Source organism: Streptomyces sp. NPDC055966 (genome assembly GCF_042269865.1).
In the GTDB taxonomy this organism is placed as follows: domain Bacteria; phylum Actinomycetota; class Actinomycetes; order Streptomycetales; family Streptomycetaceae; genus Streptomyces.
The window spans coordinates 219,267-244,345 of the sequence record NZ_JBHJYK010000013.1; the positions used below are offsets into that span (position 1 = coordinate 219,267).

Annotated in this window: 17 protein-coding genes; 11 read left to right on the forward strand and 6 right to left on the reverse strand. The window is 75.0% G+C overall.

Annotated features, from left to right (window positions below; genetic code table 11):
• Position 1 precedes the first annotated feature (1 nt).
• The 6 genes from ACFC8N_RS27115 to ACFC8N_RS27140 are packed head-to-tail and all read right to left on the reverse strand — an operon-like array spanning position 2 to position 9,898.
• Positions 2 to 703 (reverse strand): 4Fe-4S single cluster domain-containing protein, encoded by a 702-nt coding sequence (locus tag ACFC8N_RS27115; protein ID WP_376290572.1) that lies wholly within the window; start codon positions 701 to 703, stop codon positions 2 to 4.
• A complete protein-coding gene (locus ACFC8N_RS27120) occupies positions 700 to 2,445 on the reverse strand; it encodes a VWA domain-containing protein (protein WP_376290574.1) in 1,746 nt (581 codons plus the stop codon). The genes ACFC8N_RS27115 and ACFC8N_RS27120 overlap by 4 nt, the downstream gene beginning before the upstream one ends.
• Before the next feature lie 49 nt (positions 2,446 to 2,494).
• Positions 2,495 to 3,820, reverse strand: coding sequence for a hypothetical protein (locus ACFC8N_RS27125; protein WP_376290577.1), 1,326 nt, complete (start codon positions 3,818 to 3,820; stop codon positions 2,495 to 2,497).
• Complete coding sequence (locus tag ACFC8N_RS27130) at positions 3,817 to 6,555, reverse strand: hypothetical protein (RefSeq protein ID WP_376290578.1); 2,739 nt, start codon at positions 6,553 to 6,555, stop codon at positions 3,817 to 3,819. The genes ACFC8N_RS27125 and ACFC8N_RS27130 overlap by 4 nt, the downstream gene beginning before the upstream one ends.
• Positions 6,552 to 7,808 (reverse strand): hypothetical protein, encoded by a 1,257-nt coding sequence (locus ACFC8N_RS27135; protein ID WP_376290581.1) that lies wholly within the window; start codon positions 7,806 to 7,808, stop codon positions 6,552 to 6,554. The genes ACFC8N_RS27130 and ACFC8N_RS27135 overlap by 4 nt, the downstream gene beginning before the upstream one ends.
• Before the next feature lie 8 nt (positions 7,809 to 7,816).
• Entirely contained in the window at positions 7,817 to 9,898 is a 2,082-nt protein-coding gene (locus ACFC8N_RS27140) for a hypothetical protein (RefSeq protein ID WP_376290584.1), read from the reverse strand.
• Positions 9,899 to 10,328: 430 nt separating this feature from the next.
• Here ACFC8N_RS27140 and ACFC8N_RS27145 point away from each other — a divergent pair, with 430 nt between their 5' ends.
• The 11 genes from ACFC8N_RS27145 to ACFC8N_RS27195 all read left to right on the forward strand — a co-directional run bounded on the left by ACFC8N_RS27145 (position 10,329) and on the right by ACFC8N_RS27195 (position 24,275).
• Complete coding sequence (locus tag ACFC8N_RS27145) at positions 10,329 to 11,273, forward strand: heavy metal-binding domain-containing protein (protein ID WP_356025588.1); 945 nt, start codon at positions 10,329 to 10,331, stop codon at positions 11,271 to 11,273.
• Positions 11,274 to 11,286: 13 nt separating this feature from the next.
• Positions 11,287 to 12,147: a heavy metal-binding domain-containing protein gene (locus ACFC8N_RS27150; protein ID WP_376290587.1), complete on the forward strand. Its 861-nt coding sequence runs from the start codon at positions 11,287 to 11,289 to the stop codon at positions 12,145 to 12,147.
• Positions 12,148 to 12,198: 51 nt separating this feature from the next.
• Positions 12,199 to 12,636 carry a hypothetical protein gene (locus ACFC8N_RS27155; protein WP_356025583.1) on the forward strand — a complete coding sequence of 146 codons (438 nt, stop codon included), beginning with the start codon at positions 12,199 to 12,201 and terminating at the stop codon, positions 12,634 to 12,636.
• Between the two features lie 414 nt (positions 12,637 to 13,050).
• Positions 13,051 to 15,132 carry an elongation factor G gene (gene fusA / locus ACFC8N_RS27160; RefSeq protein WP_376290590.1) on the forward strand — a complete coding sequence of 694 codons (2,082 nt, stop codon included), beginning with the start codon at positions 13,051 to 13,053 and terminating at the stop codon, positions 15,130 to 15,132.
• Between the two features lie 430 nt (positions 15,133 to 15,562).
• Positions 15,563 to 16,879, forward strand: coding sequence for an extracellular solute-binding protein (locus ACFC8N_RS27165; RefSeq protein WP_376290592.1), 1,317 nt, complete (start codon positions 15,563 to 15,565; stop codon positions 16,877 to 16,879).
• Between the two features lie 23 nt (positions 16,880 to 16,902).
• Entirely contained in the window at positions 16,903 to 17,895 is a 993-nt protein-coding gene (locus tag ACFC8N_RS27170) for a sugar ABC transporter permease (protein WP_356025574.1), read from the forward strand.
• A 13-nt stretch (positions 17,896 to 17,908) separates the two neighbouring features.
• Complete coding sequence (locus ACFC8N_RS27175) at positions 17,909 to 18,748, forward strand: carbohydrate ABC transporter permease (RefSeq protein ID WP_356025818.1); 840 nt, start codon at positions 17,909 to 17,911, stop codon at positions 18,746 to 18,748.
• Between the two features lie 29 nt (positions 18,749 to 18,777).
• Positions 18,778 to 20,142, forward strand: a complete 1,365-nt coding sequence (locus ACFC8N_RS27180; RefSeq protein ID WP_376290596.1) for a GH1 family beta-glucosidase — start codon at positions 18,778 to 18,780, stop codon at positions 20,140 to 20,142.
• A gap of 344 nt (positions 20,143 to 20,486) precedes the next feature.
• A complete protein-coding gene (locus ACFC8N_RS27185; RefSeq protein ID WP_376290599.1) occupies positions 20,487 to 20,963 on the forward strand; it encodes a GNAT family N-acetyltransferase in 477 nt (158 codons plus the stop codon).
• Positions 20,964 to 21,039: 76 nt separating this feature from the next.
• Positions 21,040 to 22,536, forward strand: a complete 1,497-nt coding sequence (locus ACFC8N_RS27190; RefSeq protein WP_376290602.1) for an ABC transporter substrate-binding protein — start codon at positions 21,040 to 21,042, stop codon at positions 22,534 to 22,536.
• A 5-nt stretch (positions 22,537 to 22,541) separates the two neighbouring features.
• A complete protein-coding gene (locus tag ACFC8N_RS27195; RefSeq protein ID WP_376290604.1) occupies positions 22,542 to 24,275 on the forward strand; it encodes an ABC transporter permease subunit in 1,734 nt (577 codons plus the stop codon).
• The last annotated feature ends 804 nt before the right edge of the window (positions 24,276 to 25,079 follow it).

Below are 25,079 nucleotides of genomic sequence, written 5' to 3' on the forward strand. Positions count from 1 at the left end.
GTCAGTCGTCCTCGCCTGGTCGGTCGGCCGCGAGCCGCGCCCGGGGGTGCCGGGGCCTCGCGTCGGGTGTCTGGGGAAGGCACAGCCGTGAACGGGCCTCGTCCACGGCGGAGTCGAAGGCCGCGAGCAGCCCGGCGGGCGGGACCCCGACCAGCAGGGCGGCGGGCCCGTCCAGGGCGATCTCGGCGGTGCGGGGCCCTTCCGTGAAGTCGTAGCCGCAGTCGGAGAGCCTCGGTGTGAGGTGGTGGACGCGCTGGTTGCTGCTTCCGCGCAGCCCCTTGCCGTCGTCCAGCCCGGCGACGTACCGGCCGTCGATCAGCACGTCGACGAGGCCGAGGAGTTCGGTGACCCCCGGTGCCGGTGGCCGGGCGCGCAGCCGTTCCAGGCGGTGGCCGGTGAAGCAGATCACCGAGAGGTCGCGCCGTGCGCGGGCCGCGCGGACCAGCGCGGCGAGCCCCGCGGCCTGGGCCATCGGCTCGCCGCCGGACAGCGTCAGACCGCGCACGCCGGGGTCGGCGAGCAACTCGCGGGCCAGCTCCGCGGGGTCCGCGCGGCGGGCGGGGCGGTCCGGGATCCACTCCGGTGCCAGACAGCCCGCGCAACGGAACGGGCAGCCCTGCACCCACACCACCGACCGCCGCCCCGGGCCCAGGGCGTGGGTGCCGACCCGGGTGGCGGCGACGTTGAGGTCCGGGCCGCTCACGGCAGGTCTCGTTCCGAGGGCGCGGGCCGCCCGGGCGGCGCCGGCGGCGGTGGCGGGGCGGCGCGCCAGGGCCCGTCCCCGTCGGGCGGCAGCGACCCGGGCCGCGGGATCGGCAGCGGGCCCGGCTGCGCGCCGGCGCCGGACGCGGCCGGCGGCGCGGGCGGCCCGCCGCTGTCGGCCAGGTAGGCGAAGCTGATGCCGTTGATCACCACCGAGTCGCCGGGCCGGCACACGGCGTCCGCGCTGCGGGCCGCGGTGCCGTCAGGGCTGTAACGCAGTTGCAGCGCGATCCCGCGCGTGCCGTCGGCCGCCCGGAACCGGCGGCCGTACACGCGGCCGCGGCCACCGATCCGGGCCGGTGCGAGCGTCAACTGCCGCCCCCGCAGGACGATGTGGTCCTGCGGGCCGCCGCCGAGCGCCGGGGACAGCACCAGGCGGCCGCTGAGGGCCGCCCGGTTGCGCCGCAGCCACAGCAGCAGCGCGGCGAGGAGGACCGCGAGGGGGACGCCGGTCAGCAGGGGCAGGGCCAGCGGCGAGCCGACCTCGGTGCGCAGCCGCAGGCCCGTGGCCGGTCCGTCCACCGCCGCCGGCACGTCGAACCGCACGTCGTCGAGGGTGGCCGCCCAGGGCGTCGTGACCCTGCCGTGCACGGTGACGCCGACCTCGGCCCGCCAGGTCCGCCGCACCGGCAGCAGTCCGGCGTCGGGCCTGCCGCGCACCTGGACGGCGAACCGCCGTGCCGCGCCCGGCTCCAGGGTCACCCGGTCCGGCAGGCCGGTGACGGTGAGCGGCTGTCCGTTCACGCTCGCGCCGAGGCCGGTCACGGTCAGCGGCAGCCGCTTGGTCGTGGCCGTCAGCGTCAGGGTGGCCGCCGCCCCGCCCCGGCCCAGCTCCAGTGTCCCGGCGGGCGACAGCGTGGCGGTGACGCCCCTGCCCGCGTCCTGGGCGATCAGCCGCGCGGCCTTGCGCGCCCGGGCCTGCTCGGCGGCCCGCCCGAGATAACCGGCGAGGTTCTGCACCGAGTCCGGCCGCAGCTCGGTGGTGTCCGGCACGACGCGGGACAGCTGCGCGGTGCCGGACTCGTCGGTGGCCAACGGCAGCGAGTAGGCGGCCAGTTCGTGCCGGCCGGCCAGCTTCTCGGCCCGGCTTCGCAGCGCGTCCCACGCCGGCCCGGAGGCCTTGGGGTACCGGGAGCCCTCCGGCGGATCGTGCCGGCCGTCGGTGAACATCACCACGGAGCCGACGTCGGCGGCGTCGGGCCGCTCCAGCTCGGCCAGGCCGCGGTCCAGGGCGGCGCCGATATCGGTGTGCACGCCGGAGGGCCCGGCCTGCGCGGGCAGCCTGCCGATGACGGCCTTGGGGTCGGACGGGTGCCCCAGATAGACGGTCTCGGCCGTGTTCCCGAACGTGAACAGGGCGACGTAGTCCTGCGGCGACAGGCCCTTCAGGAACGGCAGCAGCGCCGAACGGACCGACGAGTACCGCCCCTTGTCCATCATCGAGCCGGAGACGTCGACGAGTACGACGTAGTCGGCGGGGACCTGCTCCAGGCCGAGCGCGGAGTAGATCGCGGCGCGGCTGGGACCCGGTGCGGCCGGGGCCGTGCCGGCGGCCGCGGGGGCCGCCCCGGACGGCGCGACGGCCAGGGCCGTGAGCACCAGGGCGGCGAGAGCGACGGCGGCGCGGTGGACGGCACCGGCCCGGGCGCGTCCCGGACTCGGGCTGGGCGGGGGCTTGTTCATCGAAGGCGAGCTCCTCGGGCGCGACGCGGTCGGGGGCGGTGGGGCCGGATCAGGTGTCGGGCGGGGCGGGCAGGGGGCCGAGCGGAACGCGGGTCTCGGTGTCCGGACCCTCCGCGACCGCGCGCAGCACCAGGGCCGCCGCCCCGTCCGCGCCGACCCGGACGCCGACGCGGCAGAGCCCGGCCGGTGCGCCGGGAGGCAGGGTGACGTCCGGCAGCGGGACCGGCCGGCCGTCCGGGCCGACGGCCTCGACCCGCACCGGGCGCCCGGCCGCCGTGTCGGGGAGCACCTCGGCCGGCCGGCCGTCCCGGACGGCGAACACGGTGTCGCCGCCGGGCTCCAGGGCCCCGGGGGCGGCCAGTTCGAGTGCCTCGGTGCACAGCCGTCCGGCCACCCGGCGGTGGGTGCTGATGCGGACGGCGTACGGGTAGCGGTCCCCGGGGTCGGCGAGCCCGGCCGCGACCAGGGCGCCGCCGACCGCCGCCGCGTACCCGGCGTCCACGTCCGCGGGCAGGGGCAGCAGCCGGTGGCTCTCGGCCAGCTGCCGGGTGAGCGGTTCGAGCCGGGCCAGCCCCCCGGCGAGCAGCAGCGGGGGCGGCTCGGCCGCGCCGGCCGGTGCGGCGACCTCGGCCACGGCCCGCCGTACCGCGTCGATGAGCGGCGGCAGGGACGTCCGTACCTGCCCCGCGGTGACGTCCCGGCCGGACAGGAGGTGGACCGGGGTGTCGTCGAAGGGGTCGGGCCTGCGCACGGCCCGGGCCACGGCGAGCCCCAGCCGGCGGCCGCCGGGGTCGGCCAGGCGCGCCGCGGCCAGGTCGCGGTGGGCTTCGTCGGTGTCGCGCAGACCGGCGGCGGCGAGCAGCGCCGTGTCGAAATCCGCGCCCAGCAGGCCGGTCGGCCCGGTCGCCTCGGCGGTGGCGCGCACCAGCACCGAGGAGCCGGCCCGAGTGCAGCGGGCGGCGTCCGCGGCGCGGGCCCCGGCATCGCACACGAGGTACTCCCCGGTGTCCGCCGGTCCGCCCGGGGTCTGCCGGACCAGGGCGAGCAGGGCGTGGGCGGCGTCGATCGCCCGGGGCCGCGGACAGCCGTCCGCGGCGAGAGCGGCCGTCGCTGGACCGGCCAGCGCGCGGGCGGTGCGCCGCGGCAGGACGACCACGGCCCGGGCGGGCGGGCCGTACCGGGCGAGGTAGGCGCCGTACGCCTCGCGCAGCGCGGCGACGGGCCGGCCGCGCGTGGCGGCGGACAGCGGCAGCCCCTCGCCCGGTACGTCTGCGGGCAGGTGGACCGGGCGGGCAGGCCCGGCACCGGGCCCGGCGACGGCGAGGCGCGCGTAGCGGGTGCCGATGTCGAGGGCGAGGGAGCGCGGCGGGCTCATACGCGGTCCTCGCCTCGGCCGCGCCGCCCGAGCAGCCGGGAGAACACGCCCCGTTCGGACTCGCCGGAGGTGCCGGACGCCGGGTGAGCGGGGTCGGGGTAGGACCGGCGGCCCCCGGCGGGATGCTGTGTCCCCGGCGGGTACGACGGCCGGTGGGCGCCGCCGGACCCGGCCTGGCCGGGGAACGGGGGAGGAGCTGTCGGCTGCTGGCGCGACGGCTTCTGCCGCAGGAGCTTGATCGCGTGCTCGACGCTGTCCTTCAGCTCCCGGTGGCAGTCCAGTGCCCGCTGCCGGACCGGTTCGCCGAACCGCAGCTGGGAGACGGAGTAGTAGAGCAGGTCGCCGAGCGCCTGGTGCGGGGCGGTCCGGTTGAGGTGCCCGGCCAGCCGGTGCACGAAGTCGCCGCGTCCCGCGTGCTCGTGCAGCCAGGGCCTGATCGCATCGAGCACGGCGGAGGGGAACTCGACGGTCTGCTGGGCGTGTTCGGCGTACCGGGAGTGCGGGCTCGCCCGCACGATGGCGTCGCCCAGGTGCTCGGGAGCGGCCGTGCGGGCGGCGACGAGCCGGCGGATGTCGGCGGTGTGGGCCAGCCACTGGAGGTCGGGGCGGTCGCGCAGCCGCTGCTCCCACGGTGCGGGCATGTCGCGGGTGAGCCAGTCCCCGGCGTGTCTGAGCAGCTCGGCGATCCTGTCGAGCAGCGGACCCTCCAGGCCCACCAGGCCCGCCGCGCCCGGCTCCTGAGGGTGTGTCAGCTCCCACAGGAGCGGATACGGCACCTGGTCGAGCCGTTCCCCGACCAGCCCCTCGGCCAGCCGGCCCTCCCCCCGGCCCCGCAGCCCCAGGTGCGGCAGCTGCTGCCTGAGGACACCGGCGTACTCGGCGCCCGCCGCGCCGTCGTCCGCGAAGAGGCGGGCGCGCTGCACGCTCCCCAGCAGGGGAAGCTGGATCAGATCGGCCCAGGCGGCGTGCCTGCCCGCGACGCCGCGCTGTTTCGGTACGAGGACGTCGACCCGCCGGAGCAGGAAACCCCGGTCCTCGTCGGTGCCGGCCAGCCCCGCCGCGACCTCGTACAGCTCCGGGTGGAGCCAGCAGAGCACGTCCGGATTGCCGGCGTGAGCGGCCAGGCGCAGGCCGGTGCGCCAGGCCGTCGGGGAGATTCCGGCGAACGCCTCGATGCCCTGCCCGTCCGGACCGGCCGACGGCTCGCGGTGGATCAGCGCGGCGCCGTGCAGCCAGTCCGGGGCGCTCTGCCGGTCCGCCTCACCGGGCCGCCGCAGCAGGTCACGGACCAGCCGGTCGTCCAGCGTCCGATGCTCGGCGTTGACGTCGAGCCAGGCCAGCGCCAGCTCGGGGCGGCGCGGCAGGACGGACTGCACGGCCGCCACCGTGCTCTCGTCCAGCCCCCGCTGCACGGCGTGCAGCAGCGCGCCGCGCGCGAGCAGGCCGTCCGGCGCCTCGGCGGCGGTGCCCGCGTCGAGGTAGCCGGCCAGGACGGCGGCGTGGGCCTGCCGGTCACGGGACGCCGCCGCCAGATCGAGGACGGCCCGCACCCGCTGGACGGTCTGCCGCTCGACGGGCCAGGAGTTGAGTTCGTCGGCGAGGGCCGCGCCGGTCCGCGCGGACCAGTGCTCCAGGAGCAGGGCCCGGGCCTGCGCGCGCTCCGCCTCGGGCAGGGCGGCGGGCAGGGTGCAGCGCGCCAGATGACGGGCCACCGTGGCGGCCTCCCGCTCGTCGAGGCTCGCCAGCGGGTGCAGGCTCAGCAGCCTCGCCACGTCGCCCAGCCGGCCGGCGCCCCGTTCGATGTCCGACACCACCACGGCCCGGAGGTCGAGATCCCGCAGGTGCCGCAGCGCCTGCTCGGCGTCCTGCGGGGTCAGCGGGGCGCGATGGGAGAGCAGATGGGTGAGCAGCGCCTCGATGCCCACCTTCTGCCGCAGCCGCAGCAGTTCCGCCAGATAGGCACGGCCCTGGGCCGAGCCCGGCCCCTGCGGCGGCGGCCCCGCGAGCACGGCGTGGCACTGGCTGCCCCGGGGACGCAGCGCGAAGGTCAGCCGCAGCTCGTGGTCGGCGCCGTGACCGGCCCAGGTCGCGGCGGACAGCCAGGCCCTGCTGCCGTACGGCAGCAGGGCGCAGATCCCGTCGAGCACGGCGACCCGTGTGACGGCGCTCAGACCGGCGTGCTCCGGCGACAGCGTGATGGCCACGTGCCGCCCCTCCAGGAGCAGCGCCGCGGACCGCGCGGCCCACTCGAAGCCGATGTCCTCCTCGATGTACCGGGCCAGTTGGGCGACCCCGGCGGGCCGTGCGGCGAGGACGAGGCGGGGCGGGTGTGCGGCGTCCGCGTCCACGGCCGGCCACGCGGTGTCGAGGGCGGCGTCGTACAGCGAGGTCCAGGTGAGCCCCGCGTCACCGGCCGGCTGCCAGTCGAGGAGCAGCAGCCGGGCCGAGTAGCTGATCCGGCCGGTCGCGTCCCGCCCGCCCGACCAGACGGTCTCCACCAGGCCGGTCACGGGCCGGCCGGCCTCCGTGCCGCCGAGGAACGCCACCCACGGCAGTGCGTCGGGGGCGTGGGCGCGCTCGGCGCGTGGCGTCTCCGTGGACGCGGCCCAGAAGTACTTCTGCGCGATGCGGGGTTCCACGCTGCCCGCCTGTACGTCGTAGGCCACCTGACCCGGTGCCTTGCCCTGCAGGGACCAGGCGGCGCGCACCGGGGACCCGGCCGGTGGCCCGCTCACCTGCGCCCCCACCGGGGCCTGCCGGTGCGCGGCGGGCGTCCGGCCGTGCCCCGCAGAGCCTCCTCCAGCGTCATCAGCGGCTCGATGACGTTGATCGGCGTCGGCGGAGAACTGCAGATCCGCTCGCCGTCCGGCTCCACGTTGACGTAATTGCGGTAGTCGAACTGGTTGTTCGGGTTGAGCCGGAAGCCGATCGCGGAGCTGGCGTGGAAGGACATCCGGTCGGGGTGGAAGAAGTTGCCGAGGGCGTCACGGACCAGGCGGGCGCTGCCGCCGCGGAAGCTTTCGCAGATCCAGTCGAAGAAGCCGTGCGCCTGATGGTCCGGGACGCGCGGGACGGCGCCGACATGCTCCTGGGTGACCCAGCCGGCCCGCAGCGCCGGCTCGAAGACGTCCGGGTGGTCGAACTTGGTGATGCACACCGCGACATGGTGCGGCAGCCGGCCGTTGCCGAGGAGCCGGCCCTCGTCGCGCACCCGGGCGGCCATCTGACTGGCCATTCCGTAGAAGTAGTTGATGCTCGCGGTCTGCTGGTTGGCGTCCAGCAGCGGGTCGAAGAGGTAGACGAGACCGCCACAGCTCGTCAGGTGGGTCACGGCCTGTTCGTGCAGGTCCTCGCTGACCTGGTTCGAGCGCGGGTTGAAGGCCTCTCCGGGCAGGTCGAGCACCTCCAGCGCGAAGGTGATCCGCCGGCGGGTACGCAGCCCCCGGGCGGGCCGCGTCTCACCGGCGAACGACCACCTGAGGTCCCGCTGGGCCCGGGTCGCCTGCGGGAACACCTGCTCCGACACCAGCTGGTCCACGCTGTCCTGAAGGAACTCCGCGGAGGAGGGATCCATCCCGGCGACCACCCAGTTCACCTGGCCGCGTCGCTGGTGCTGCATCGCGGCGATCGGCACGGCGCCGAGGAACGTCGTCTTCCCGGACCCGGAGGCTCCCCACACGCCGATCCTGACGCCGACGGGAGGAGCGCCCCGGAGCGACGGAATGGCCAGCGGCGGCGCGCCCAGGTCGGCCACGGTGTGGGTGTCGGCCGCGGTGTGGGTGTCGGCGCCGGGCAGGCGCGGCTCGGCCGCGGGCAGGGGCGGCAGCGGGGGAGGCGGTTCGGCGCTGCGGGGCGCGCCGTCGAGGGCGAGCGACTGCCACGCGCGGTTGCCCCCGTGGTGCCCGTTCGGGGGCTGCCCCGGGTCCGGGGAGCGGGCCTCGTCCTCGTTGTCCCAGGAGCCCGGGTCGGGTCGATGAGGCGTCGTCATGGAGTGCGTCAGCTCCTCGGTGGGTCTGGTGGGCGCGGGGGGAGAGGCGGTGCGGCGAACGCGAGCGGGCTGCCGTCGGTGCCGTGGGGCTGCCCGGCGGTCAGGGCGAGCGCGGCCCGCTCCGCCGAGTCGGTGCCGGGCCGCAGGACGAGGCCCTCGGTGCCCGTCAGGTCCTGCCAGGTCTGCTTGAGGTAGTGGCCCAGCCGGTGCCCGCTGGGCACCCCGGCGGCGGGCGCGGTGAAGGGGGCGGCCCGGATGCCGACCCGCACCCCCCGGTGTCGCAGGGTCCCCAGTTGCTCCCGCCAGTCCACGGCGCGCGGGCAGCCGGGGACGAGGCCGTCCTGGGCGGGCAGCGCGGGCGGCCGGCCCCCGACCACCAGGAGGACCCGGTCGAGGGAGTCGGTGCGCGGTCCGGCGGTCATGCGCGCGGCGGCCTTGAGCGCGTCCTCCAGCGAGGAGGTGAGGGTGTCCCGGGACCGTATCTCCACGGGCAGCTCCCGCAGTTGGCGCAGTGCCCGGCCGGGCGGTCCCGGCGGCACGGCCCGGATGAGCCCCCGGGCGGGCTGGTGGGCGTTGCGGGGCGCGTGGTCGTAGTAGCCGATCACGGCGACCCGCAGGCCCCCGCCCGCGCCGGCATGGCGCTGCGCGGCACGGATCAGGTCGTCCGTGAAGCCGACGCGCTCGGCGACCTCGCTGTCGGCGGTGCCGGACATCTCCACCGCGCACAGGAGTTCCAGGGGCCGGGGCCGCCGCAGGCGCCGCGGCATGCGGTGGACCAGGTCGTGCAGGTCGGGCTCCGGTCCGTGCGCCGTCTCGGCCAGGACGTGGCCGCCGGTGCGCACCTCGATCTCGCCCGGTCCGTGCAGGACGAAGGTGAGGTGCGCGGAGCCGAGCGCGGGCAGTTCGACGCGGGGCAGCCGGACCAGCGGGGGGTGCCGGTCCTGCGGGCGGTAGCGGCCGGCGAGCAGCGGCAGGACGACGGGCAGGGTCGCGGACGGTGCGGCGGCAGCGCCCGCCGCGGTCCCCGCCCCGGCGGACGGCGGGGGCATGACCGGGGGACCGCCGTGCACGGTGACCGAGGCCGTCCGGGTCTCGCCGGGCGCCAGCCGCAGACCGGCCTCGAACAGGACGTGGTGGGCGAGTTCCACCGGAACGTGGTCACCCGCGCCGTGTCCCGCCCGCGCCAGGAGCAGTGTGTGCGGCTCGCGCAGGGGCGCACCGCGCAGCACGTCACGGACCCGGGCCGTGGTGGCGGCCGCCGTGCCCGGACCGGGCGCGGCGGCCGGGTTGCCCTCGGCGCGCACCGCGCACACCTCGTACAGCACGGCGGCGGCCCGGTCGAGGAGGGTCCAGCCGGTGCCGCCGCGCAGCAGCACCACCGCGGTGCTACGGGTGCCGGTCACCTCGTCCGCAGGGGGGACGACTGCGCGCAGCCAGCCGCGCACGGCCCGGTCGAAGCCCAGGCGGTCCACCGGTTCCACGGTGCCCACCCCACCGGCGAGCCGGAACCGACGCAGGGCGTCCGCGGTGCCGAGCTCCTGGACGAGCTCGGTCCAGGGCGTCTCGGCATGCGCGGCCGTGTGGGGCAGACCGGCGGTGTCGGCGAACACCCGTACCACCGAGGCCTGTTGGGTGCCGAACTCGACGAACAGCGCCTCGGGCACCTCCCCGGTGGTGAGCCCGCGCAGCAGATCGGCCAGGGCGGGCGGTCCGGCGGTCACCGGGGGAGCGGAGGCAGGCCGCGGGCCGGGGCCGTCGGCGGGGTGCGGAAGGCCGGAGGGGTGCGGGACGGCGGCGGGGTGCGAAAGCCCGGCGGGCGGTGGGCGAAGCAGCCCGGCCAGCTCCGAGCGCCCGGCGGCGTCGCTCAGCGTGCGCCGGGCGGCGTCGAGATCCCAGGTGTGCGCGGCGGCGGCCAGCTCGTCCGCCGCACACCGGTGGTCCTCCTCGGTGGCGGCACCCAGGACCGGATCCCCGAGGAGCGGGAATCCGCAGACCCGGCAGCGTCGTTCCTCCCCTCCCGGGTGAAGGCACACCGGGCAGGGCACCACCGGGCCGGACCGCGTCTCGTCAGCTCCGGAAGAGAGCGGCACGATCGCGGCACCGTCTCACAGCGACCGTGGGCGAGGTACACACCGGGAAACACCTTTGATCCATGTCACAACTGCCCCCTTGCCTCTCTCGGGCCGAGTAGAGCCCGATGAGCCATCCAGTCATGCCGTGGTCCCACGGACCACTGGTAGACGCCCCGTGTGATTGCGCCGGTTCCCGCCAACGGGTTGCTCATTGTCCCGATGGTGTTCCCGCGCCGCAACGGGTCCTGGGGTTTCGGGCGGCCGGCCGTGGCGTGCGCGCACGGGCGGGCGCGACACGGCCCGGCGGCGCGGGGAGCCACGCGTTCCGGTGTCTCCCGCACCCCGCCTCCGCGTCACTCCGGATCCCCCGAGCCCCCACCCGGCGGCCGGGCATAGACTCGGGCCGCTGAGCCCCAAGGGCAGGGCGCGACGCGGGAAGTTGGTGTCCATGAGCGGGGAATGGGCGGGAGCCGGGCTGCCCCCGGCGGCGGCCGCGCGCATCGCGGAGGTGCGGAGCAGCGGGACGTGGTCCTCGGCGCTGTCCACCGGCGCGTTCGCCGCGCTGCGCGCCGTGGGGTTCGAACCGGTGGGCCAGGTCATGGGTTCGGCCGTCTACCACGTGGGCCGCAGCGGCCGGTACTGGGGCTATCACGACTGCCTCTACCGGGGCATGCGGTACGCCTTCAGCGGTGCCCCGGCACCCGTCGCCCTCTCCGGAGGCGGTGCCCCGTCCGCCCGGCTCGTCGAGGTGCTCGACGGGGCGCGCCGCTCGGCCCTCGACCGGATGGCCGCCGAGTGCTCGGCCCTCGGCGGCGACGGCGTCGTCGCGGCACAGCTGACGGTGGCGCCCTTCGCGGCCCAGCCCAACTGCCTGGAGTTCAAGGTGATCGGGACCGCGGTGCGCGCGGCCGGTACGGTCCGGGCGCCCCAGCCGTTCACCTGCCACCTCGACGGCCAGGGCTTCGCGAAGCTGGTGACCGCGGGCTGGGTCCCTGTCGAGCTGCTCTACGGAATGTCCATCGGCGTACGCCACGACGACTACACCACCCGCGCCCAGACCCGTTCGTGGAGCAACACCGAGGTCAGCGGCTGGAGCGAGCTCGTCCAGGCGGTGCGGGCCGACGCCCGGGCGCACCTGCGCGCGCAGAGCGGCCGGCGGGGCGGCGACGGCGTGATCCTCGCCGCGGGCGACCTGCGCATCTGGGGCGAGTCCTGCACGCGCGGCAGCGGCAACAACGAGCAGAAGGACCATGTGGCCGAGGCGACGCTGGTGGGCACCACCGTCGCCCGCTTCACGGCACGCGAGGAGCCGCCCCGCACCCTCACCGTGATGCCGCTCGACCCGGAACGACGCCGGCGGACCATGCGCCGTACCGCCACCGACATACGATGAGGGGAACCCGCTGATGACCGCCTTCAACCCCGCCGACGGCACCGCTCACGGCCTGTCCGCCCAGGGGGTGCCGGCCGACGCGATGCGGCGGCTGGCCGAGCTGCAGCCGGGAAAGCCGGGTTCGATCTTCACCAGCGACCTGTCGGTCAACGAGTTCCTGCTCGTGCGCGAGGCGGGATTCCGGCCCATCGGCCTCGTGCTGGGCAGCTCGATCTACCACGTGGGCATCCAGCTGGGCCGCTGGGGCAAGAACCAGGAGCTGACGACGCTCAGCCAGGCGATGTACCACGCCCGTGAACTGGCGATGACCCGTATGGAGGCGGAGGCGGCCCAGCTGGGCGCGGACGGCATCGTCGGGGTGCGGCTGAGCGTCGAGGCCCGTGAATTCGGCACCGACATCGCGGAGTTCATCGCCGTCGGCACCGCCGTCAAGGCCGACCACCCCGCGCCGGGCGCGGGCGGCGGCAGCTGGCGCAACCTGAAGGGCCAGCCGTTCACCTCGGACCTCAACGGACAGGACTTCTGGACGCTCATCCGCGCCGGCTACGCCCCGCTGGGCATGGTGATGGGCACCTGTGTCTACCACATCGCGCACCAGCGGATGGGGCAGATGTTCTCCAACATCGGCAAGAACGTGGAGATCGAGCAGTTCACCCAGGCGCTGTACGACGCGCGCGAACTGGCGATGGCGCGGATGCAGCACGAGGCGGAGGAGCTGCGGGCGGAGGGCGTAGTCGGTGTGCAGCTCAACGCGCACAACCACCGCTGGGGCGGCCACACCACCGAGTTCTTCGCGATCGGCACGGCCGTACGGCCGCTGCGTGAGGACCATGTCATCGAGCGCCCGACGATGGTGCTCGGCCTGGACGGCTGAGCGTACGGCCCAGCAGACTCGGAACGACCGCACACCACGAGAGGCCCCACGATGACCTCCCCACAGGACCCCGTACCGTTCGAGCCCGCCGGGGCGTCGGACTCCGTCGAGCTGCTGACGGCCGCGCTGCGCAGGGACGCCGCCGACCTGGAGGTGTACGCCCGGGTGCTCACGGGGACCCTCGCCGAGGCGCTGCCGCCGGGCTCCGTCGCCGTCGAGCGCAGACGCGGCCTGGCGGACCGGCTCGCGGGGCGTGCGGGCCGTGTCGAGCGGGTCGAGGTCCTCCTCGGCGAGCAGCGTCTCGTGCTGGACCTCGCGGGCGCGCATCCCCGGGGCGAGGTGTGCAAGGAGGTCCGCGGCGTGGTGCTTTCGCGGCGGCCGGTGGCGCTCGACGAGTGGGTGCGGGAACTCGCGGTCGCGGTCGCGGCCCGAGCACAGTCCGACGCGCGGGCGCGGGCGGCGCTGGAACGGCTGCTGCTCGGCGAGTAGCGCCACGCCCTGCGCCGCCTACGCCACGCCCTGCGCCACCTGCGCCGCGGCCGGCCACCTTCGCGGGAACCCGGAAAATCACGTGCCCCGGCCCCGTCCCGCCTCGTACTGTCGGGACACGTCAGACACAGAACGGATCAGACACAGGACAGAGGGGAGCCGGCCGTGCGTGCACACAGCGCTGTCGTCGCTCCCCGTTGCCGGTACGAGGTGATCCTCGTGTCCTCGTCCGGCCGGTGCCCGCTGCGCGGCCGGCACCGGACCCCCGTGACGTCCCGCTGACCTCCCCTGCCCGAACCGGCCACGTGCCGCCGGGCCGTGCCGCCGGCGTGCTCTTCAGGGCGTACGGGTACATCGCGCCGCCCTTTTCTCCGCAGACCGGAGAGGCTCCGAACCCCAGAAAGGCCCCGGGCCGTGCGCACGCACATCACCAGTTCCGCCACCGCTCTCACCGCCGTCCGCAACCTCGGCATCCTCGCCCACGTGGACGCGGGCAAGACCACCGTCACCGAGCGGATCCTGTACGCGACGGGCACCACCCACAAGCGGGGCGAGGTGCACGACGGCACCACCGTCACCGACTTCGACCCGCAGGAACGCGACCGCGGCATCACCATCTTCGCCGCCGCCGTCAGCTGTGCCTGGGGCGGCTGTCGCATCAACCTCATCGACACCCCCGGCCACGTCGACTTCGCCGACGAGGTCGAGCGCTCGCTCCGGGTCCTCGACGGGGCGGTCGCCGTGTTCGACGCCGTCGCCGGGGTCGAGCCGCAGAGCGAGTCGGTGTGGCGGCAGGCCGACCGGCACGGCGTCCCGCGCATCGCGTTCGTCAACAAGCTGGACCGCGCGGGCGCCGACCTCGACCGGGCCGTCGCCTCGATCCGGGAGCGGCTGCACCCGGCGCCGCTGGTCGTGCAGCTGCCGATCGGCGCCGAGGACGCGTTCACCGGTGTCGTCGACCTGGTCCGGATGCGCGCGCTGACGTGGGACGACGCGACCGGTACGGCGGTGGAGGGCGTCGTGCCCGAGGAGCTGCGGGAGGAGGCCGTACGACGACGGCGGGTGCTGGAGGAGGCGGTGGCCGGGCTGCATCCGGGCGCGCTGGAGGAGTTCTGCGCGCAGGACACGCTCCGCTCCGCCACCCTCACCGCCGCCCTGCGCGATCTCACCCGCACCGGGGACGGCGTGGTCGTCCTCGCCGGCTCGGCCTACCGCAACCGCGGCATCGAACCGCTGCTGGACGCGGTCGTCGCCTATCTGCCCTCGCCGCTGGACGTCCCTGCCGTACGCGGCGTGCACGCGGGCGGCGAGCAGGAGCGGGCGGCCGATCCGCAAGCCCCGTTCAGCGGGCTGGTGTTCAAGGTGAACGCCGGTACCACCGGACGACTGGCCCACGTCCGCGTCTACTCGGGCACCCTGGAGAAGGGAGACACCGTGCACGAGCAGGGCAGCGGGCGCACCGAGCGGGTGGCGCGCATCCTGCGCGTCATGGCGGACCGGCATGTCCCGCTCGACCGCGCGGTCGCCGGGGACATCGTGGCCCTCGTGGGCGTGAAGTCGGCGCGGGCCGGATCCACCCTGTGCGACCCCGGTGCCCCGTTGCTGCTGGAGCCGCCGACCGCGGCCGAGCCCGTGGTGTCCGTCGCGGTCGAGGCCCGGCGGGCCGCGGACACCGGCCGACTGGCGGCGGCGCTGGCCCGGCTGGTCGAGGAGGACCCGTCGCTGGTGGTGCGCACCGATGCCGAGACCGGGCAGACCGTGCTGTCCGGGATGGGCGAACTCCATCTGGAGGTCGCGGTGGAGAAGGTGCGGCGCGACGGCGGACCGGAGGTCACGGTGGGGCGGCCGAGGGTCGCCTGTCGCGAGACGGTCGTCGCGGGAGTGACGGGGTTCGGGTACCGGCACGTCAAACAGGACGGCGGTGCGGGGCAGTTCGCGCACGTCGTGCTCGACGTGGCGCCGCTCGGACCCGAAGTCGGCGCCACCGGCTTCGAGTTCCGCTGCACCGTCACCGGCGGGTCCGTACCGCAGGAGTACGTGCGGGCGGTGGAGGCCGGGTGCCGGGACGCCCTCGTCGAGGGGCCGCTCCACGGGCATCCGGTGACCGGGCTGCGGGTCACGCTCACGGACGGCTCCACCCATGTGAAGGACTCCTCCGACACGGCCTTCCGCGCCGCCGGCCGGCTCGGACTCCGCGCGGCCCTGCGTGCCTGCGCGACGGCCGTGCTGGAACCGGTCGCCGAGGTCACGGTCACCGTGCCCGAGGACGCGGTCGGCACGGTCCTCGGGGACCTGTCCGCCCGGCGCGGCCGGGTCGGCGGCTCCGAGAGGCGGCGCGGCGCGGCCGTCCTGACGGCGACCGTCCCGCTGGCCGAACTCTTCGGCTACGCCACCCGGTTGCGCAGCCGCACCCAGGGCCGAGGCACCTTCACCACCCGCCCCACTGGCTACGCCCCAATCCCCCGACCCCAACCGACCCCCACCCCCACCCGCTAGCGGTCCCCGGAGCCCGGCACTCCGGCCCTCCGGGCTCCGGGGACTCCAAATTCCCCGGCCTGCCCGGACTCCGGGTACCTGGGCTCCTGGTCTCCGGGCTCCGCAGACCTCGGGGCCCGGGTACCCGGGCCCTGGGCCCCACCCGCACCCCGACCCCACCCGCACCCGCACCCCGACCCCACCCCCGGCCCCCGCCCGCCCGCGTCCACCGCCAACACCCTCACCACGCCCAACACCCCCTCCCGGCGCACGACTTCATCACGACTGTCCTCACCTGTGCCCAACCCCTTGACGGCTGCCGATTCCGAGGTTTAACTCACGTCCTAAATTAAGCCATGAGGAGCTTTCGGGAGTCGAAGGCGACGTCGTGTGACGTCGGCTCCCGTCGGCGGCCTCGGGGATCGACCCCCGGAAAGGGACACCAGGAGCCATGCGCAGAATCCGAGCCGCGGCCACCGGCGCCGTCGCCCTGTCTCTCGCCCTCGCGGCCACGGCCTGCGGCGGCGGTTCCGCGACCGGGGGCGGGTCGAACGACTCCCCGAAGACACTGACGTACTGGGCCTCCAACCAGGGCGCCAGCATCGCCGTCGACCAGCAGGTGCTGAAGCCCGAGCTCGACAAGTTCCAGAAGCAGACCGGCATCAAGGTCAAGCTGGAGGTCGTGCCCTGGTCCGACCTGCTCAACCGGATCCTCACCGCCACCACCTCCGGCCAGGGCCCGGACGTGCTGAACATCGGCAACACCTGGAGCGCCTCGCTGCAGGCGACCGGCGCACTGCTGCCGTGGGACGCCAAGAACTTCGCGAAGATCGGCGGCAAGGACCGGTTCGCCGGCGCCGCGCTCGACTCGACCGGCGTCCGGGGCAAGGACCCGGCCGCGGTCCCGCTGTACTCGATGGCGTACGCCCTCTACTACAACAAGAAGATCTTCGCCGACGCCGGAATCTCCCAACCGCCCGCCACCTGGGACGAGTTGGTCGCCGACAGCAAGAAGATCGACGCGAAGGGCAAGTCCGCGCTCGGGGCCGAGGGCTCGAACCCCTCGGAGAACATCCACCACGTCTTCGTCTTCGCCCGGCAGCGCGGCGCCGACTTCTTCACCCCCGACGGCAAGCCCGACTTCACCGCTCCCAAGGTGGTCGACGCGGTCAAGAGCTACGTCGACCTGATGGCCACGGACAAGGCCATCCCGACCGGCGACGCCGAGTACGCGCAGAACCAGTCCGTCAGCGATTTCGCCAAGGGCAGGCAGGCGATGCTGCTGTGGCAGTCCGCCGCCGCCAACCTCACGTCCCAGGGCATGAGCGCCGACTCCTACGGCATCGCGCCGGTGCCCGTGCTCTCCGGCACGCCCGGCAGCGGCACCCAGGTCGACTCGGCGTTCATGGGCATCAACCTGGCCGTCTTCAAGAACACCCACAACCTCGACGGCGCCACGCAGTTCGTGAAGTTCATGACCTCCGACGCGGAGCAGAAGATCCTCAACAAGGCCTACAGCTCCATCCCGCCGGTCACCTCCGCGCAGGCGGACGCCGCCTTCGGCACGCCCGCCGACACGGTGCTGAAGAGCACCCTCTCCGCGTCCGCGGCCGCCATGCCGCAGGTCCCCTCCGAGTCGCAGTTCGAGACGACCGTCGGTACGGCCGTCAAGGACCTCTTCGCCGACGCCGCCGCCGGCCGCGCGGTGACCACCGGCTCGGTCAAGGCCGAGCTGGAGAAGGCCCAGCAGCAGATGCCGGCGGCGTGAGCGGGCCGATGACACCTCCGCCGATGACGACGACCACCGCCTTCAAGGAGCCGGTGCGCGAGGGACCCCCGGGCGCGGCGGCGCGCGAACCCCGCCGCCGCACCGGGCGGATCCGCCGCGCCGCTCTGCCCTACCTGCTCCTCCTGCCCGCCCTCGTGCTCGAACTGCTCGTCCATCTCGTGCCGATGGCCGTCGGCATCGTGATGAGCTTCAAGGAACTCACCCAGTTCTACATCCGCGACTGGGGCACCGCCCCCTGGTCAGGCCTCGGCAACTACACGGTGTCGGTGGACTTCGACGCCCCCGTCGGCAAGGCCCTGCTGCACTCCTTCCTCGTCACCGTCGGCTTCACCCTGCTCTCGGTCGCCCTGTGCTGGCTGACCGGCACCGCCGCCGCCGTCTTCATGCAGGACGCCTTCCGCGGCCGCGGCCTGCTGCGCACCCTGTTCCTGGTGCCGTACGCGCTGCCCGTCTACGCGGCCGTCATCACCTGGGTGTTCATGTTCCAGCACGACAACGGCCTGGTGAACCACGTCCTGCACGACCAGCTCCACCTCACCGACCGGCGCTCCTTCTGGCTCATCGGCGACAACAGCTTCTACGCCCTGCTGACCGTGTCGGTGTGGAAGGGCTGGCCGTTCGCCTTCCTCATCGTGACGGCCGGGCTCCAGAACATCCCACGGGAGCTGTACGAGGCCGCCGCGCTGGACGGCGCCGGGATGTGGCAGCAGATCCGCCGCATCACGCTGCCCTCGCTGCGCCCGGTCAACCAGGTCCTCGTCCTGGTGCTGTTCCTGTGGACGTTCAACGACTTCAACACGCCGTACGTCCTGTTCGGCAAGTCCGCCCCGGCCGCCGCCGACCTCATCTCGGTCCACATCTACCAGGCGTCCTTCGTCACCTGGAACTTCGGCACCGGCTCGGCGATGTCCGTCCTGCTGCTGCTCTTCCTGCTCGTCGTGACGGGCGGGTACCTGCTGCTCACCTCGCGCCGACGGAGGCCCGCCCGTGGCTAGCGCCAACTCGCCCATGGCACCCCCGCGTTCGTTCCTGTGGACCCGGCGGATCTTCCTCACCCTGCTCACCGGCTTCGTGCTGATCCCGGTGTACGTGATGGTCTCCAGCTCGCTCAAACCGCTCGCGGACGTCACCGGGAAGTTCCGCTGGCTGCCCAGCGGCCTGACGATCCGGCCGTACATCGACATCTGGTCGACCGTCCCGCTCGCCCGCTACTTCGTGAACTCGCTGATCGTGGCGGGCGCGGCGACCGTCTGCTCGGTGGTCATCGCGGTGTTCGCCGCCTATGCCGTCAGCCGCTACGACTTCCGTGGCAAACGCGTCTTCACGGTGACCGTGCTGTCGACGCAGATGCTCCCGGGCATCCTTTTCCTGCTCCCGCTGTTCCTGCTCTACGTCAACATCGGCAACGCCACCGGCATCGCTCTGTTCGGCTCCCGCGGCGGCCTGATCCTGACGTATCTGACCTTCTCCCTCCCCTTCTCCATCTGGATGCTGATCGGCTACCTCGACTCCGTGCCGCGCGATCTGGACGAGGCGGCACTGGTCGACGGCTGCGGCCCGCTCGGCGCGCTGCTGCGGATCGTCGTGCCCGCCGCGATCCCCGGCATCGTCGCGGTCGCGGTCTACGCCTTCATGACCGCGTGGGGCGAGGTGCTCTTCGCGTCCGTGATGACCGACGACACCACCCGCACCCTCGCCGTCGGCCTCCAGGGCTACTCCACCCTCTACGACGTCTACTGGAACCAGATCATGGCCGCGTCGCTGGTCGTCAGCGTGCCCGTGGTGGCCGGGTTCCTGCTGCTCCAGCGCTATCTCGTCGCCGGTCTGACGGCGGGCGCCGTCAAGTGACCGATCCCGCGTACTCCGAAGGGACTTCCGTGTCCGAACGCATCGACCTCGCCGCCTTCCCGCCCGACTTCCTGTGGGGCACGGCGACCGCGGCGTACCAGATCGAGGGGGCCGTCGCCGAGGACGGCCGGGCGCCCTCGATCTGGGACACCTTCTCCCACACCCCGGGGAAGACCGCGAACGGCGACACCGGCGACGTCGCCTGCGACCACTACCACCGCTGGCGCGAGGACATCGCCCTGATGCGGCAACTCGGCGCCGACGCCTACCGGTTGTCCGTCGCCTGGCCCCGCGTCCGGCCCGCCGGCACCGGCCCGGTCAACCCCAAGGGCCTCGTCTTCTACGACGAGTTGGTGGACGCGCTGCTGGAGGCGGGCATCACACCGTCCGTCACGCTCTACCACTGGGACCTGCCGCAGACGCTCCAGGACCGCGGCGGCTGGCCCGAGCGGGACACGGCCTTCGCGTTCGCCGAGTACGCCGAGGCGGTCGCCGGCCGCCTCGGCGACCGTGTGAAGCTCTGGGCGACCCTCAACGAGCCCTCGTGCTCGGCCTGGATCGGCCATCTGGAGGGCAAGATGGCCCCCGGCTGGACCGATCTGACCGCCGCCGTACGGGCCTCGTACCACCTGCTCCTCGGCCACGGCCTCGCCGTCCAGGCGGTGCGGGCCGCCGCGCCCGGCGCCGAGATCGGCATCGTCAACAACCTCTCCACCGTCCACCCGGCCACCGACCGCCCCGAGGACGTGGCGGCGGCCCACCGCCAGGACGGCCACGTCAACCGCTGGTGGCTCGACCCGGTGCACGGCCGCGGCTTCCCGGCCGACATGGTCGACACCTACGGCGTCGAACTCCCCGTCCACGCAGGCGACTTGACGACCATCGCCACCCCACTGGACTGGCTCGGCCTGAACTACTACTTCCCGGCCCACGTCGCCGACGCCCCCGACGGCCCGGCGCCGTACGTCCGCGCCGTGCGCCGCGAGGGAGTCCCGCGCACCGGCATGGACTGGGAGATCGACGCGAGCGGCATCGAGACGCTGCTGCTCCGGCTCACCGAGGACTACGGCGCCCGGAAGATCTACGTCACCGAGAACGGCTCGGCCTTCGAGGACCTGGTCCGCCCGGACGGCAGCGTCGACGACCCCGAGCGCCAGGCCTATCTGGAGCAGCACCTCGCCGCCTGCGCCGCCGCCGCCCGCAAGGGCGCCCCGCTCGCCGGCTACTTCGCCTGGTCCCTGCTGGACAACTTCGAGTGGGCGTACGGCTATGCCAAGCGCTTCGGCCTGGTCCACGTCGACTACCGCACCCAGGTGCGCACCATCAAGGGCAGCGGCCGCCGGTACGCGGACATCGTCCGCGTCCACCGGGGCCAGACCCGCCGAGCCGCCTGACCCGCCCCCCTACGGCCGGTGGGCCCGGACGCGGGAGTCCGCCCCCACCGGCTTCATGCAACGAGTTCCAGGTCCGGGGAACGCGCGGCAGTGCCTCCGCCGCCTGCCCCGCGCTCCCCGCGGACCAGCCGGGCACCTACCGCACGACCTTCTTCGACGACTTCTCCGGCGCCGCCCTCGACCACTCCAAGCGGCGCGTCGTACGCCTCGCCCTCGGCGGCGCCTGTCCGGAGGGCCAACGGCGGGCGGGCGGTACCCTGGCACCTAATGCATAGGATGTGCAAGTGCATCCATATAGCATCAGACCCGCAACCCCCTCCGACCTCGACGGTGCCAGGTCCGTCATGCTCGACACCGTCTACCGGGACTTCGGGACCGGATACGTGCCCCGTTGGCACGCCGACATCGTCGATCCCGCCGGGGCCTATCTCGTGCCCGTGCGGCACGCGCTGTTCGTCGCGGTCGACGGGGTGGGGGAGGTCGTCGGGACCGGGGCGCTCGATGCGCGGGGGCCCGTGTGGCCGCCGAATCCGCGGTGGCTGGCCGAGCGGTATCCGTCGGGGTCGACCGCGCAGTTGCGCCGGGTGTACGTGCGGCCCGCGCACCGCAGGCGGGGGATCGCGCGGCAACTGGTGGAGCGGCTCGTGGAGTTCGCCGGGGCGGACGGGGGGTACCGGGCCGTGTATCTGCACACCGATCCGGCCGTGCCCGGCGCCGAGGCGTTCTGGCGGTCGCTCGGGAAGGTCGTCCATGACGAGCGGGCGGACCCCGGACGTCCGCAGAGCCTCGTGCACTTCGAGCTGCCCGTGGGGGCGGGGTGAGGGTGCCGCCGGTTATGAAAATGATTGTCATGTAGTCTGGGGCTCGCGCCCAATCGTCCGAAACGAACCGAGGATCATGTCTCTCCCGCGTCCCCGGCTGCTCGCCGCCCTTCTGCTCACCCCCTTGCTGGCAGGCTGCTTCGCCTCCGGTGCGGGCGACCATCGCGGCGGCGGTGCCGGCGGCGCCGCCCGGCTGCGCGTCGCGCTCGCCTTTCCGCCCGCCGAGCGGCTCTCCCCGTACGGCGCCGACGGCACGATCCTCACCCGGCTCGGCGTCACCGAGGGGCTGACCGCGCTCGACGGCAACGGCGCCGCCGCGCCCGCCCTGGCCACCTCCTGGCGGCAGGACGGCGACCGCAGCTGGCTGTTCACCCTGCGCGAGGCCACCTTCCACGACGGCACCGACGTGACCGCCCGCGCCGTCGCCGCCTCCCTCGCCCGCGCCGCCACGGCCCGGCCCGCCCCGGCCGCCCTGTCCGGCGTGGAGCTGACCGCCCGGGCGGTGGACGCCCGCCGGCTGCGCGTCACCACCGAGCGGCCCGACCCGGTCCTGCCCCTGCGACTGTCCAGCCCCGGCCTCGCCGTCCTGTCCGCCACGGCGTACACCCGCAAGGGCGCCGTCGACCCGGTGGGCAGCGGCACCGGGCCGTTCGTCCTGAAGAAGGTGAACGGGACCGCCTCCGCCACCCTCGACCGGTACGACGGCTACTGGGGCGGGCGCGCCCGGGCCGGCGGCATCGACGTCCGCTTCGTCGCCGACGGCACCGCCCGCACCAACGCCCTGCGCAGCGGTGACGCCGACCTGGCCGAGGCCGTGCCCGTCGCCCAGGCCGCGAGCCTGGCGGAGGGGACCCGGCGCGAGACCGCCACCACGCGCACCACCAGCCTGCTGCTCAACTCCCGCTCCGGGCCGCTGCGCGACGCCGGGCTGCGGGCCGCCGCCCGCGCCGCCGTCGACACCTCCGGCCTCGCGCGCGGCGTGTACGAGGGGCACGCCGACCGTGGGACCGGGATCTACGGGCCCGCCGTCACCTGGGCCGAGGGCAAGCACCTCAAGCCCGCGGGCCGGGCCGCGGCGAAGCGGCCCCACGGGACCGAACTCACCCTCGCCACCTACGACAACCGGCCCGAACTCCCCGAAGTCGCCCAGGTGTTGAAGCAGCAGCTGGAGAAGGCGGGCTTCCGGGTGAAGCTCGTCGTGCGCGAGTACGGGCGGCTGGAGGGCGACGCCCTCGACGGGAAGTTCGACGCGTTCGTGCTCGCCCGCAACAGCCTCGTCGACACGGGAGACCCCGTCGCCGTCCTGGCGAGCGACTACACCTGCGACGGCGGCTACAACCTGGCCCTGCTGTGCGACCGCGCCGTCGACCGGGCCGTGGCCGCCGCCGAGCGCACCGCCGACCCCGCCGGACGGCGGACCGCCGCGCTGCGCGCCGAGGCGGCGATCCTCGCCACCGACACCGTCGTACCGCTGGTCCACCAGCGCGTCGTCACCGGCGTCTCCGGCGCGGTGAAGGGGGTGCTCCTCGACCCCTACGAGCGCACCCTCGTCGGCACCGGCACCCGGCGCTGAGCGACATGCGCAGCATGCTGTGGCGGGCCTCGCTCGCCGGTGCCCTGGTGTGCGGGATCGGGCTGCTGCCCTGGCTGGCCCGCACCGATCCGGCGCTCACCGTCCTCAAGGCCCGCGCCCAGGACCGGGATCCCGACCCCGAGGTGCTCGCCGCCATCCGCCGTCAACTGCGCCTGGACGACGGGGCGTTGACCCTGCTCGGGCGCTGGCTCGGCGGACTGGCGCGCGGGGACGCCGGACAGTCCTGGATCTCCGGCGCCGACGTCGGACCGGCCGTGCTCCAGGCGCTCGGCGCCTCCCTGCTGCTGATGGCCGTCGCCCTGGCCGTCGCCCTGTGCACCGCGGCCGCTGTCTGCGCCCGCACCCTGTGCCGCGGCGGCCGCGACCGGCCCGGCGGCGCCGGCTCCGCGATGCTCGCCACGCTCCCGGAGTTCCTCACCGCCTCCGTGCTCGCCACCGTCGTCGGCGTCCAGCTCGGCTGGCTGCCCGCCCTCGGCTGGTACGGCCCGCGCCACACCGTCCTGCCCGCCCTCGCCCTCGGCCTGCCCGCGGGCGCCGTCCTCGGCCGGCTCCTCGACGACCAGCTGCCCGGCGCCTTCGCCGAGCCCTGGGTGCGGGCCGCACGGGCGCGCGGACTGCCCGACCGCTCGATCGCCCGGCAGGCGGTCCGGCGCGTCCTGCCCGGACTGCTGCCCAACACCGCCCTGTTCGTCGTCGGCATGACCGGCGGCGCCGTCGCCGTCGAGCAGATCTTCGACATCCCCGGACTCGGCCGCACCATCCTCCAGGCCGCCCTCGCCCAGGACCTGCCCGTCCTCCAGACCGGCACCCTCTGCCTGGTGCTCCTCGCCGCCCTGGCCGCGGGCACCGCCCGGCTCGGCGTACGCCTGCTCGTCGGCCCCGCCCTCAAGGACGGCGCCGTACCCGCACTGCACCCGGCCACCGCGCCCGCGCGGGCTGCGACGCCGCTCCTCCTCGCCGCCGTGCTGCTGGCCGTCCTCGCCGCCGGTCTGCCCCGCGACCCGCTCGCCCTCGACACCGCCGCCCGCCTCCAACCACCCTGCGCCGCCCACCTGTTCGGCACCGACGCCCTCGGCCGCGACCTGCTCGCCCGCATCGCCCACGGCGCCCTCGACACCCTGCTGCTCGCCCTCGCCCTCAGCGCCGGCACCCTGCTGGCCGGGCTGCTGCTCGGACTGCTGCCCCGGCTGTCCGGGCCGCTCGCCGACACCGTCAACGCCGTACCGCCCGTCCTCGCCGCGCTCCTCGTCACCGCCGTCGCGGGCGGCGGCCCGGCCACCCCCGCGCTCGCCGTCGCGGCCGTCGCCTGGGCACCCCTCGCCGCCCACACCAGCGCGCTCCTGCGGCAGGAACGCGCCGCCCTGCACCTCACCGCCACCCGCGCCCTCGGCGCCGGCCGCTGGTACCTGCTGCGCCACGAACTCCTGCCCGCCGTCGTCCCGCCCGTCGCCCGGCACGCCCTGCTCCGGCTGCCCGGCACCGCCCTCGCCCTCGCCTCGCTCGGCTTCCTCGGCCTCGGCGCCCAGCCGCCGTCCCCCGAGTGGGGCCATCTCCTCGCCGAGAACCAGCCCTACGCCGAACGCGCCCCCTGGACGGTCCTCGCCCCCGCCGCCGTACTCGCCGTCCTCGGCGCGCTCGCCGTCACCTCGGCGGCCGCCCTACGACGCCCGGCGCGCGCCGAACGCCCGGCCGGCAAGGGGGAGCCGGTGACCCGATGACGTCCGTGCCCGCCGCCCCGCACCCGGTACCTGCGGCGGCTCGTCCTGCCCCGCCGCTGAACACGACGCCCCCGCCCCACGTATCACCCGACCGTGGGAGACTCCCTCACCATGAGCGCGTCCCCGGCGGTGAGAGGTCTGCGTGCCGCGGTGTTCGCCGCGGTGTGCGTGCTCCTCGCCGCAGCCGGGCACGGGCTCGCCATGGGGACGATGCCGCCTCTGTGGGCCGACGCGGCCGGATTCGCCGCAGTGTTCGCGCTCGGCTGGATCCTCGGCGCCCGCGAACGGTCGCTCACCGGCATCGGCGCCGCCATGCTGGCCACCCAGGCCGCCCTGCACACCGGCTTCGACGCCGCCCACCACGGCAGCCGGCTCGCGTCCGCGGCGGGCATGACGGCCACGCCGGGCCACGGTACGGCGGTGACGCAGAGCCACGCGATGCCGTTCACGCACGGCCCCGCCACGGCCGCGGCACACGTCCACGCGACGGCGTCCGCGTACACGACCGCCCACGCCACCGCCGCCCATCTCCTCGCCGCGCTCGCCGCCTCCTGGTGGCTGCGGCGGGGCGAGGCCGCCCTGTGGTCGCTGCTGCGCCGCACCGCCCGCCTCGTCCCCGGCCTCGCCGTCCGGCGGGGCGAGGCCACGCTGCCCGCCCCCGCCCCGCACACCCCGTGTCTCCCGGACGATCCCGGGCCGCCCCGCCGTGCCCCGCTGCGGCACGCGGTCAGCCGGCGCGGACCCCCGGCCCCGGTCCCGTACCCGATCCGACCCCTTCACCCACGTCACCCGTACGGAGACCGA

Bases quoted from the DNA above. Each gene is read 5' to 3' on its own strand.
- ACFC8N_RS27165 (WP_376290592.1), top strand. From the start codon at position 15,563: ATGCGCAGAATCCGAGCCGCGGCCACCGGCGCCGTCGCCCTGTCTCTC.
- ACFC8N_RS27155 (WP_356025583.1), top strand. From the start codon at position 12,199: ATGACCTCCCCACAGGACCCCGTACCGTTCGAGCCCGCCGGGGCGTCG.
- ACFC8N_RS27190 (WP_376290602.1), top strand. From the start codon at position 21,040: ATGTCTCTCCCGCGTCCCCGGCTGCTCGCCGCCCTTCTGCTCACCCCC.
- ACFC8N_RS27135 (WP_376290581.1), bottom strand. From the start codon at position 7,808: ATGACGACGCCTCATCGACCCGACCCGGGCTCCTGGGACAACGAGGAC.
- ACFC8N_RS27150 (WP_376290587.1), top strand. From the start codon at position 11,287: ATGACCGCCTTCAACCCCGCCGACGGCACCGCTCACGGCCTGTCCGCC.
- ACFC8N_RS27170 (WP_356025574.1), top strand. From the start codon at position 16,903: ATGACGACGACCACCGCCTTCAAGGAGCCGGTGCGCGAGGGACCCCCG.
- ACFC8N_RS27145 (WP_356025588.1), top strand. From the start codon at position 10,329: ATGAGCGGGGAATGGGCGGGAGCCGGGCTGCCCCCGGCGGCGGCCGCG.
- ACFC8N_RS27195 (WP_376290604.1), top strand. From the start codon at position 22,542: ATGCGCAGCATGCTGTGGCGGGCCTCGCTCGCCGGTGCCCTGGTGTGC.
- ACFC8N_RS27125 (WP_376290577.1), bottom strand. From the start codon at position 3,820: ATGAGCCCGCCGCGCTCCCTCGCCCTCGACATCGGCACCCGCTACGCG.
- ACFC8N_RS27175 (WP_356025818.1), top strand. From the start codon at position 17,909: ATGGCACCCCCGCGTTCGTTCCTGTGGACCCGGCGGATCTTCCTCACC.
- ACFC8N_RS27185 (WP_376290599.1), top strand. From the start codon at position 20,487: ATGCTCGACACCGTCTACCGGGACTTCGGGACCGGATACGTGCCCCGT.
- ACFC8N_RS27120 (WP_376290574.1), bottom strand. From the start codon at position 2,445: ATGAACAAGCCCCCGCCCAGCCCGAGTCCGGGACGCGCCCGGGCCGGT.